Below are 11,605 nucleotides of genomic sequence, written 5' to 3' on the forward strand. Positions count from 1 at the left end.
CCCTTGACGACCCCCCCCGCCCGGTGCGGGCACACCCCGGCGGGTGCGGACCGTACCGGATGGTCACGGCGCGCAGCCTAGCCCGGGGCACTGACACCGAGGGCTGCCGGAGATCCCGGGCCGCCGGCCCGGCGGTGGCCTGGAGGGTGGGAGTCGGCAGCCGCCACCGGGCGCCGCCGGTTCGTCGTTCCCGTGCGACAGCGGCCCCAGGCCGCCCTCGACGGGGCGTTGTCAGCGCCTCCGACTACGGTTTCCGCCATCCCAACGGAATGATCACTTGACCGGGAGGCTGGGCGTGGGGTGGGTAGCGGCGGGCGACTACGAAGTCGCCCTGGAAGGCGGCAAGGTCGTCTGTCGCAACGCTTCGGGGAGGCGGCTGCGGAGCGTTCCGGCGAAGCTCAAGGCCGAGCCTGCCGTGGTGCAGCTCAGGGCTCTGGCGGAGTGGCTGGAGCGCCATGCGCGTGAGTGCGCGGCCGTGGTGGAGCGCTGGATGATCCAGTCCGAGCCCCTCTCCCGCACCCTCCTCGCCGAGGTGTGGGCGGATCCGGTGTGGCGGGACGTGCTTCGCGACGTCGTGGTGTGCCCGGTCGACGGCTCGGACGTGGTCGGCTTCCTCCGGGACGCGGATCCCGGCAGAGGCCTGGGCGTCGTGGACCTCGACGGGGACACCGTCCGGCTGGACGACGCGGTGGTGCGCATTCCCCACCCGGTGTTCCTCGAAGACCTCGCGGACCTGCGGGAGTTCGCGGGCGAGCTGGGTGTCGAGCAGGGCGTGCAGCAGCTGTACCGGGAGGTCTGGCGCCGGCCCGCCACCGCTGACCCCGCCGCGCTCGCCGAGCCGTCGTTCGCGGGCGGCGAGTACGCCGACCTCCGCGAACTGGTCGCACGCGCCACCCGGCTCGGCTACCGGGTGCGCGGCGGCTACGCCGTGCTGCCGCTGGTCGAGGACGGAACTCCGCTCCAGGCCCGGGTCTGGCTCGGCGAGTACTACGAGGGCGGCACGGAGACCGGGCCGCTCCAGTGGTTCGGACGGGACGGCAAGCCGCTTCCGCTGGGCTCCGTCGGGCCGGTGGCCTGGTCCGAGGGCGTGCGGATGGCGGCCGGGCTGTACGCGGGGAGCAGGAACCGGGACGAGGAGCAGGCGGCATGAGCACCACCGACACCACCACGGACACCACCGCGGACACCGACACCACCGCGGGCCGCGGCGACGGCACGTCCGCCGCCACCGACCGGCTGACGGCCCGCCAGTACTCCCACCCCGCCCTGACGGACCAGCCCGTCGTACGCCTTGTGCCCGCCGCGCTCGGCGAGGCGGAGGATCTGGCGCTGGAGTTCCTGGGCCTGGCACGTGACGGCGAGCCCGTGGAGGTGGGGCGGGCACGGCAGGAAGCCCTCGGCTTCCCCGCCTGGGCGCTGGTCCACGACCCGGCCAACGGCCACCACGCCCTCGCGCTGGTCAAGGAGATGGAGCGACTGGCCCGGCAGGCACGCAGCAAGCCCGGCGCGGCCAAGGACGGTTTCGAGCAGCTCGCCGCCGAACTCGGCCGCACCGTACCGCACTTCCTGCCCACCTACCTGGAGCAGGTCGGCAGGATCATGCTGGACGCGGACAACCAGACCTATGCGGCCGCCTTCTTCGACAAGGCCCGTCAGGCCGAGCAGGTGCACAACCTGGCGCTGGACGAGGACCGGTTGCGTGCGGTGTTCATGGAGTTCGCTCTCAGCGGTGCGCTCACCGTCAAGGCGCTGCGCCGCTATGTGAAGGACCTCGCCGCGCGCCTGGGCGGCGCCCGGGCGTGGGAGGGCTTCCGGCAGCTGTGCGTGGAGCGTTCCGCCGCCGGCATGCCGCCGTATGCGGGGCTGGCCGAGGACACCCGTTCGCTGCTGCGTGGCTCCGGCCTCACCGGGGAGGCAGCCGCGGCCGCGGAACGGGAGCTGCTGTGGGAGCTGCTGTGCTCACCGGCGATCGGCCGTGCGCCGGCCGCGTTCTGGACCTCCTGGCGGAAACGCCTGGGGGAACTCGCCGGCACCGAGGAGGTCGCCGGCGCCCGTGACGGCGGCCCGAGCGCCATCGAGGTGCGGCGCCGCCTGCTGGAACTGCTGCCCACGCCTTCGGGTGAGTCGGGCTGGCGTCCGTCCCGCTTCACCGCCACATGGCTGGAACTGCTCGCCGGGACGGGTGCCGAGACACTGCTGACCGGCGCCGCGGACGGGGACGGCGGGGCGCAGGACGGGGCCGAGGTCGGCGCTCCCGCGGCATGGCTGTCCCGCTGGGCCGGTCATCTGATGGCCCGTTGGGGTCAGTCCCAGCGTTCGCCGGAGACGATCGCGCTGGTGGGACGGATGGCGGACCGTCTGCGCCGCGACGCGGTCCCGGTGGCGCTGTTCGCCTCGGTCCCCGAACACCGGCACGCGGTGCTGCTGGACCTGCTCGATGTGCTGCTGGCGGCGGATGTGCCGGTGGACCTGCCGCCCGAGCTGCTCCAGCGGCCGGACCTGGTGCCCTGGCTGGAGGACCGCACTCCGGGCGAGCGCGACCTGGCGGCGGTCGCCGCCGACCCGGTGCTGCGTCCGGCGCTCCGGCGCGCGGCCGGCGAGAGCCGGGATCGCGGCAGCGGCCGGTCGCGCCGGTCGGTCACCAGCGTGCCGGTCCTCGCGGAGCTGCTCGGCGAGTGGCTGGACGAGCAGCTGGAACGGCTCGGCCGCTGCCAGGGGCTCGCCGCGGCCGAGGAGATCCTGGTCGCGCTGGCGTCCTGGCGTACGGAGCTCGCCGAACTCCGCCCGGAGGCGGCCGCCCGCATCGCCGGCCTGGACGTCGCCGGGCTGCTGGGGCGCACACTGCGGGCCGGCATCGTCGACGAACTCGGCTGGCCGGCCCTGGAGCAGGCGTGTGCGATCGTCGACGGTGCCCGCCACCCCGTTCCCGGACTGCGCGGTCTCGGGGTCGTACGCCCGCCCGCGGGTCTGACGGGCCAGGGCCGGACGGCGCTCGCCGAAGCCTGGCCCGCCCTGATCGTGCACCGTGACGGCCAGGTGGCCGTCGCAGGCCCGCAGGACGTGCTGCTGGTGCACCATCCGCGCACGGCTCCCCGGCAGCAGCGCCAGTTCTGCTTCGTGGACGGCGAACTGCTGGTCTCCTGGTACGAGAACGGCCGCTGGCGCGGCTACTGGTCGGCTCGCCCCGACGACGAGTTCGAGCTGACCGGTGCCCCGGTCGAGTACTCCTGGCGGCCGGACGACCGGCTCTCGCTGCCCGCACCGGACGGTGGCCGCACCACCGGCTGCCGGCCGCTGCGGGCGGGGGACACCGCGCTGCCGCGTCTGCGCCCGGTCTGGAGCGACGGCGTCGGCCACTGGGTCCTGGAGGGGGACGGCCAGCGGCAGGGGGCATGGACGGAGTTCGACCCGGTCACCGGCGCCCGGGGCCGGGCCTCGCTCCCGCCGTGGCTGACGGCCTCCTCCCGGCAGTGCGACCTGCCGCTGGAGCCGACGCGGTGCGAGGTGCTCCCGCTGCAGCCCGGCCAGGAGAACACGCCGCTCGGAACGGACGGGTCGCTCGTCGGCCGCTGGATACGCTGCGGGCGTGACCAGGTGGTGCTGGGGACGCCGGACGGCCGGGTCGTCCACCTCCCCGCCGGTCTCGGGCACGCCCCGGAGCTGCCGATCGGCCTGCTCAGGCTGCCCGGGGACGCCGAACTCCTGCTGGTGCAGCGCGGCCACAACCAGCTCGCGGTGTACCGGTCCGGGGACGGCGGCCACCGCGCGAACCTGCTCGGGCGGTTCGCCGTCTCGGAGACCGGCGGGCTCTTCGCCGCAGGCACACCGGTGGTGCCGGCGGCGCCGTTCTGGCACAACCTCCGGCCCCGCGACGAACAGGGCTCGCAGGCCCTGCGCGGCCTGACCGACGCCCGGGCCGCCGAGCTGCTCTCGGCGGCCCGTCCCCGGGACCACCGTGCGGACGAGGAGAAGACCTGGCTGGTCGTCGCCGGCACCCGGCTGCCACGCACCCGGGCCGAGCTGGTCCCCGTCGAGGAGGTGGGCCGGCTGCTCCCGCAGGTGACGGACCCGCTGCTGCGCGCGGGCGTGGCCGGGCAGGTGCTGCACGCGGTGGCGCTGCAGGCGAGGGCCGCCGCCTTCCGGCCGGCCGAGGACGCCGACGGGGCGGAGCGCCGGCGCCTCTCCTCCACGCCCCGCGCCGAGCAGTACCGGCCGCCCCTCGGCGACGACTACCGGATCCGGATGCTCACCCAGGTGAGCTCCGGCCACGAGGTGACCCGGGGCGCCGAGGCGTGGACGGTGCTGGGCCAGATCCGGGCGGTCGCGGCGCTGCTGCGGCCCGCGGAGGGCACCCGGGACGGCGGGCCGTCCCCGGAGGGCGTCTGGTCCGCGGAGAAGCACGACATCCGGGCGGCCCACACGTCCTGGGTGCCCCTGCTCCACCGGCTGCCGGACCTCACCCTGCGGTCCGTCTGCGAGGTGACGGAGCCCGACGTACGGGAAACCCTGCGCCTGCTCCTCGGCGAACTGCTGCACCTGCCGCTCACCGCATCCGGGGACACCCTGCGCGGGGTCGTGCTGAGTGAGCCGCAGGACCCGGTGAATCCCGCCCGCTCCGGACGCCGGGGACAGGTGTTCCGCCGGGGCGACCGGACCGTGGTCATCGTCGACCAGCAGGGATGGACCCCGGTGAGCAGAAGCTGGCTGGCGTTGGATCACGATCCGAGCGGGCAGTTCCGCCAGGTGGACGGGTTCACCACCGGGAGCGGGCAACGCGTGGCGACCCACCGCGATCCCGCGCAGCTGAAGGCCCTCCTCGACCGGGCGGCCGCCGACGGCCCCGCCGCCTGGCGGCCCGAGGCCGTCGCGGCCCTGCACGAGAGCACCGGTGCGGGTGCCGCCCTGGCCGCCGTGCTGCTCGCGGGCATCCCGCCGCAGGGCGCCCAGGTCCTCCCGGGCATCGCACGGGCCGAGGAGGCCGTCGCCCGGACCCGGCTCAGGCAGCACGACGACTGCGGCCTGTCGTCCGTGATCGCCGCCCTGCTGCCCGACGACCCCGCCGTCCTGTGGAGCAAGGGACCTGACGTCACCGCGGGCGCGGAGCGCTGGACGGAGCGGTTCGGCCGGCGTACCTGGCTGCCCGAGAACCTGGCCACCACGGTGAACGGCGCCGATCCGGTCACCGTCGACGCGCTGCTCGACGCCGAGCACACCCCCTGGCTGACCCGCACCACCGTGCAGCGCGTGGTGAGCCGCAACCACGGCAACAACCACACGACGACCGAGCTCATCGCCGAGGACCCCCTGGCGCTGCCGCCCGGCCGGCGCGCCTGGAGCTCGGTCGGCAACGCCCTGCGCTGGCTCGCCTACCACCTGCCCTACGGCGATCCGCTGCGCGCCGGGCTTCCGCAGGCGCTGCGGGCGGTCCGCACCCGGCTCGCCGATCCCGGGCTGCTGCTCGACCTGCACGTCTCCCACGACGTCAAGGGCCGGCCGACGGCGCCGGCGCTGCGTGCGGTGTTCGGCGTGCCCGAGACGGGCGGTGCGGGCGCCGACGGGACGGTCCGGCTCGGTGACGCCCTGGTGCTGGCACCGAAGTACGGACGCGAGACCGTTCTTGTGCGCCCGGCAGCGCTGGCCGGGTCGCAGGACCCCCTGTTCGACCTGCTGCTGGGCCACAGCGGCGGCGACGGCTCCGGCGACGGCGAGCTGCAGGCGCTGCGCCGGCTGCTCGACCCGCAGGCCGACCGGCTGGTCGACGCGGGCGCGGCGCTGAGCTGCACCCCGCGCCACGCCCAGGACGCCTCCACCGCCGTCCCGGACCTGGTCCGCGAGGTCGCAGAGGCCCACGGACTCGGCATGGACGCCGCCGCGCTGTACCTCATGCTGCTGGCGCTGCCCGACCCCATGGACCGCCGGGTCGCGCTCTGGACCGGCTGGAGGCCCGCCCGGCTCAAGGCCGCCCGCGCCGAACTCCTGGCCGCCGACGGCCTGGTGGTCGAGGCGAAGCGCGCCCGCGCCGGCCGGAGCCTGTTCCTGCCGGGAGGCTGGCAGGAGTCCACGTCGCCGGGGATCCCGATGGAGACCTGGAAGGCCGGGCTGTACCCGCTCTCCGCCGGTGTGGCGCGCTGGCCCGACCGGCCCGTCCCGGAACTGTTCGAGCTCGCCTGGCGCCGCGTCCGGGAGGGCGACACGCCCCGTTACGAGCAGCCCGTCTCCCCCACCGCCCGTCGTACCAGCAGGAAGGCAGCCCGTTGAGCCGTACCGACCGCCAGCTCGTCCCGCCGGAGGAGCTCCACGCCGCCGAACTGGAGTTCCTGGCCGCCCATGACGGCGGCCCCCGTCCGCCGGGCTGGCTGCTCACCCCGCAGGCCGTGGTGACCTTCATCCTCGGCAGCGGCGGTGAGCCGCTGCCCGGCGCCCGGAGCCGCAGCGGACTGGTGATCAGTCAGAAGTTCGTCGGGGACCGGGCACTGGTCGAGCGCTGCGTGGTCACCCTGGCCGGGGAGCGCGGTCTGCTGCTGGTCGGCGAGCCGGGCACGGCCAAGTCCATGCTCTCCGAGCTCCTCGCGGCGGCGGTCTGCGGCACCAGCGCGCTCACCGTGCAGGGCACCGCGGGCACCACCGAGGACCAGCTGAAGTACGGCTGGAACTACGCCCTGCTGCTGGCCAAGGGCCCCTGCCGGGAGGCGCTGGTCCCGTCCCCGGTGCTGACCGCGATGACCGGCGGCCGCGTCGCCCGGGTCGAGGAGGTCACCCGCTGCCTGCCCGAGGTGCAGGACGCCCTGGTCTCACTGCTGTCGGAACGCCGGGTCGCCGTCCCCGAACTGGCCGGCAGCGAGGACGCACTGCTGCACGCCGCCCCGGGGTTCACCCTGATCGCCACGGCCAACCTGCGGGACAAGGGCGTGTCGGAGATGTCGGCGGCGCTCAAGCGCCGCTTCAACTTCGAGACCGTCGGGCCGATCGGTTCCCTGGAGGAGGAGGTGGCCCTGGTGCGGCGGCAGTCCTCGGCCGCCGTCGAACGGGCCGGTGCCCCCTACGCGGTGGACGACGCGGTGCTGGACGCGCTGGTCACCGCCTTCCGCGATCTGCGGTCCGGCCGGTCGACCGAGGGCTGGGAGGTCGAGCGGCCCTCCACGGTGCTGAGCACGGCGGAGGCCGTCTCGGTCGCCACCTCCCTGGGCGTCGCCGCGGCCTATCTGCCGCAGTCGGGGGATGTGCTGTCCCGCCTCCCGGGCCAGCTCCTCGGCGCGGTCCGCAAGGACGACCCCGCCGACACCGCACGGCTGCTGGGCTACTGGGACGGCCCGGTCCGCCGCCGTGCCGAACAGGGCGCCGCCACCTGGCGCACCCTCTGGGACCAGCGCGCGGACCTGGAGGCCTGAGGTGACCCGTACGCAGCCCGGGACGGCCCCGGCCCGGCCGGAGCCCGGCCCCGCCGCCGTCGAGGGCGCCCCGGCGGAGCCGGCCCGGCCGGTCGACGACCCGGCGGCGGCGGTCGACGCGCTGACGGCGGCGGTTGACGCGCTGGCGGCCGAGACCGGGCTGATCGGGGTGCGGCACCACTCGCCCGCGCTGGCGGCAGCCGTACCGGCCCTCCTGGCGGCTGCCCGCCCGGACGTCGTACTGGTGGAGCTGCCCGAGGAGCTGGAGGAGTGGCTGCCGTGGCTCGTCCACCCGGACACCACCGCACCCGTGGCCCTCGCCGCCGCACCGCACGCCGGCGCGGACGATGCCGCGGGCAGCGGGGGCGGCACGGCGTTCTACCCGTTCGCCGACTTCTCCCCGGAACTCGCGGCGCTGCGCTGGGCGGCACGCAACGGCGTCCCGTACCGGACCTGCGACCTGCCGCTGGCCGCCCGGAGCACCGACCGTGACGCCGGCCCCGCCTCCCCGGACCGGCGGCCCGGTGGAGCCGGGATCCTCGACCTGCTGCGTGCCAACCTCAGCGGCCGCCCCGGCGAGGACCCCTGGGACCGGCTGGTGGAGGCGGCCGCTCCCGGCTCCGCACCCCAACAGCTGCGACGCGCAGCCCTGCTGGTCGGCTGCGCGCTGCGTCGCGACGCGGAGCAGGACGGCGGTGTGGACCCGCACGACCTGGCCCGCGAGGCATGGATGCGCGCCCGGATCGCCGAGGCCCGTGCCGGGGGACTGCGGGTCGCCGCGGTGACGGGTTCCTTCCACTCGCCCGCACTGGCCTCCGCGTTCACTCCGGCGGACGAGCAGCCGCCGCCCGCGAGCGAGGCACCGCCCACCCCGCCCGCCGCCGGCAGCCGGCACTTCGTCACCTCCCTCATCCCCTACACCTATCCCCTCCTCGACGAGCGCTCCGGCTACCCGGCCGGTATCCGCGACCCGGAGTGGCAGCACCGTGTGCTGGAGGCCGAGGGTGATCCCGCAGCCCTGGAGGCGGCACTGACCCGCACCGCCGTGGCGCTCTGCGCGGAGCTGCGCGCCTCGGGGCACCCGTCGGGACCGGCCGACGCCCGTGAGATCACCCGGCTGGCCGGTGATCTGGCCCGGCTGCGCGGGCTGCCCTGCCCGGGACGCGGCGAGTTCGTCGAGGCCGTGCAGAGCGTCCTCGCCCAGGGCGAACCGCTCGGCCGGGGCCGGGCGGTGGCCGCGGCGCTGGGCCGGGTCCTGGTCGGCACCCGCACCGGGCGGACCGCGGCCGACGCGCCGCGCAGCGGCCTCGCACCCGCCGTGGAGGCGGAACTCGCCGAGCTGGGACTGCCGGGTCCGGCGCAGAGCACCGCCGCTCCCGAACTGATCCGTCTCGACCCCCTCCGCTCCGCCCGGGACCGGCGGCGTGAACTGCTGCTGCAACGGCTCAGCACCTGCCGGATCCCCTACGCCGAGCGTGTGGTGTCCGTACGCGCCGGTGGCTCCGAGGCGCTCGGCACTCGCTGGCGGGTCGCCTGGGCCCCGTCCGTCGCGGCGATGCTCCCGGTCGCCGGGCTCTGGGGCGTCACCCCCGCCCAGGCCGCCGAGGGAGCGCTCCGCGCGGCACGCCGCCGCCAGGACGAACTGGGCGGCCCCACCCCGGCCGAGGTGATCGCGGGCCTGGAGGCGGCGGCCGCGTGCGGCCTGCCCGAGCTGGCGCAGGAGGGCCTGCGGGAGTGCGCCGGCCACCTCCCCGCCTGCGGCACGCTGCAGGACCTGCTGTCCGCACTCGCCCTGGTCGACCGGGTACGCCACGGCCACTACCCCGGACTGCCCCGCCCCACCGAGGCGCGGACGGCCGAACTCCTCGGCCTGACGGAGCTGCTGACCGACGCCGCCCTGCGCGCCCTGGACGGACTCGCCGGCAGCGAGGACGCCGCGGACGCCCGCACCCTGGTCGAACTCGCCGACCGGGCCGACATCCTGGGCGGCACCCGGTTCACCCGCGCTCTCAGCGCCCTGGCCACCACGGGCACACCGCTGATGCGCGCCGCCGCGGACGCCGTACGGGTCCTGCTCGGCCATGAGCAGCCCGCCCGGCTGGGCGACCGGATCGCCTCCTGGGTGGACCAGGCCGGGACCGCCGAGTCGCGGGCCCGTCTCCAGCAGGCGCTGACCGGTCTGCTCACCGCCGCGGGCGCACTGCTGGACAGCGCCCCGGACGCACTGTCCCCCCTCCTCGAACGCATCGCGCACCTGCCGGACCAGGCCTTCGTCGCCCGGCTGCCGGCGCTGCGCGGCGGCTTCGACACCCTCAGCCCGGCGGCCCGCGAACGGCTGCTCACGCTGGTGGAGGACCGGGTCGGCACGCATGTCGCCCGCCTCGACGGCTCCCCTGCCTGGAGCGCCGCGGACCTTGCGGCACGCGAGCTGCTGGCCGGCCTCGGGCTGCTGCCGGACCGTCCCGGAGGCGGTACGCCGGGTGCCGCTGCCGGAGGTTCACCGGCTGCTGGCGGCCCGCTGAGTGGCAGGCCGCTGAGCGCCGGCCAGGGGGCTGCCGATCTGCTGAGTGCCGATTCCCTGAGTGCTGCCCCGCTTGGTGCCGGCCCATCGACCGCAGGCCCGTCGATGGCCGGCCCGTCGACGGCCGACCCGCAATGGGCGGCGGCCGACCGCGCCCTGCCGCTGGACGTGCGCTGGCGGCTTCTGCTCGGCCGGCCGCTGCCCCAGGACGAGGCCCCGGCGACCGGCGGCCGCCTGGCCCGCGCCCTGGACGAGCTCTACGGCCGCGGTCACGGCGAGGGCTCGGGCCCCGGCATCGGGACCCCCGCAGGAGGCTCCGACCGCGGCGGCCGCCAGGCGCCGTTCCCGGGAGTCCGCGACTGGGCCGAGGAACTGCAGGCGCTCTTCGGGCCGGGCGTCCGGGAGGAGGTCCTGGCCACAGCCGTCACCCAGGGACGCGCCGACGCCCTGCTCGAACTCGACCCCGGCGCCGCCCGCCCCTCCGTGGAGCTGCTGCGTACCGTGCTCGCCCACGCCGGCGCCCTGCCGGAGGCCAAGCTCGCGCGACTGCGCCCGCTGGTCGCCCGACTGGTCGCCGAGCTGTCGGCGCAGTTGGCGACGCGGCTGCGTCCGGCGCTCACCGGCCTCGTCGGCACCCGGCCGTCCCGTCGCGCCAGCGGCCCGCTCGACCTGCGGCGCACCATCCAGGCCAACCTGGCCACGGCCCGCCCCGGACCGGACGGCCGTACGGTGGTCCTGCCGGAACGGCCGGTGTTCCACAGCCGCAGCCGCCGCAGCTCCGACTGGCGGCTGATCCTCGTGGTCGACGTCTCCGGCTCGATGGAGGCCTCCACGATCTGGGCCGCACTCACTGCGGCGATCATGGCGGGAGTGCCGACGGTCAGCACCCACTTCCTCGCCTTCTCCACCGAGGTGGTCGACTTCACCGAGCGGATCGCCGACCCGCTGTCGCTGCTGCTGGAGGTACGCGTCGGCGGTGGCACGCACATCGCCGCGGGGCTGCGCGCCGCCCGTGACCTCGTGACCGTGCCGTCCCGCACGCTGGTCGCCGTGATCAGCGACTTCGAGGAGGGCTATCCCGTCGGCGGCCTGCTCTCCGAAACCCGCCACCTGATCGGCATGGGCTGCCGCCTCATCGGCTGCGCCTCCCTGGACGACACCGGCGTGGCACGCTACTCGACCGCCGTCGCGGGCCAACTGGTCGCGGCAGGTATGCCGGTGGCGGCGCTGAGCCCGCTGGAACTCGCACGCTGGGTCGGTGAACAGATCCGATGACCCGTCACCTTCACCCCCGGACGCCGCTCACCCCGTACCGAAGGAGCCGCACCGTATGACGGGCGCACCAGGCCAGGCTGCCGCGAACCTGCCGGCCGTAGAGCCCCATGTGGTCGCCGAGATCGTCGGTGCCCTCTCCCCGCGACTCGCCAAGCGACTCGACGCAGCCGTCGCCAAGTTCCTCGCCCGGCCCCGCAGCTGGTCCGCCGAGGGGACTGAGCTGCATATCGCCGTCGACGACGACGCGGAGGTGGTGCTGCACACCGACGGCGGCGTCGTGGCCTCGGCGGAGGCGGTGACCTGCTCGTGCCTGCTCGCCCCGGCATGCCTGCACCGCGCCGCGTCCGTGAGCGCCGCCCCGCTCGCCGATCCGCGGACCACCCCGTCGCCCGAGGACACCGGCGCCGCGGCGCCGTCCGCC

At 76.0% G+C, this 11,605-nt stretch carries 4 protein-coding genes and 1 pseudogene; all 5 read left to right on the forward strand.

Translation table 11 applies throughout. From position 1 onward, the window contains the following. Positions 1-295: 295 nt before the first annotated feature. Positions 296-1,150: a DUF4132 domain-containing protein gene (locus tag AOK09_RS05020; RefSeq protein ID WP_055585892.1), complete on the forward strand. Its 855-nt coding sequence runs from the start codon at positions 296-298 to the stop codon at positions 1,148-1,150. Continuing rightward, positions 1,147-6,258, forward strand: coding sequence for a hypothetical protein (locus AOK09_RS05025; protein WP_055585893.1), 5,112 nt, complete (start codon positions 1,147-1,149; stop codon positions 6,256-6,258). Before AOK09_RS05020 ends, AOK09_RS05025 begins: the two co-directional genes overlap by 4 nt. Next, entirely contained in the window at positions 6,255-7,388 is a 1,134-nt protein-coding gene (locus AOK09_RS05030) for an ATP-binding protein (protein ID WP_079062764.1), read from the forward strand. The genes AOK09_RS05025 and AOK09_RS05030 overlap by 4 nt, the downstream gene beginning before the upstream one ends. A 1-nt stretch (position 7,389) precedes the next feature. Further along, positions 7,390-11,184 (forward strand): DUF5682 family protein, encoded by a 3,795-nt coding sequence (locus AOK09_RS05035; RefSeq protein WP_079062765.1) that lies wholly within the window; start codon positions 7,390-7,392, stop codon positions 11,182-11,184. A 55-nt stretch (positions 11,185-11,239) separates the two neighbouring features. After that, positions 11,240-11,605: pseudogene (locus AOK09_RS41245) on the forward strand (hypothetical protein); the annotation flags it as partial.

Origin of the sequence: Peterkaempfera griseoplana, assembly GCF_001418575.1 — a bacterium.
GTDB classification, from domain to species: domain Bacteria; phylum Actinomycetota; class Actinomycetes; order Streptomycetales; family Streptomycetaceae; genus Peterkaempfera; species Peterkaempfera griseoplana.

Excerpts from the sequence above, each read along its gene's own strand:
- AOK09_RS05025 (WP_055585893.1), top strand. The coding sequence starts at position 1,147 with ATGAGCACCACCGACACCACCACGGACACCACCGCGGACACCGACACC.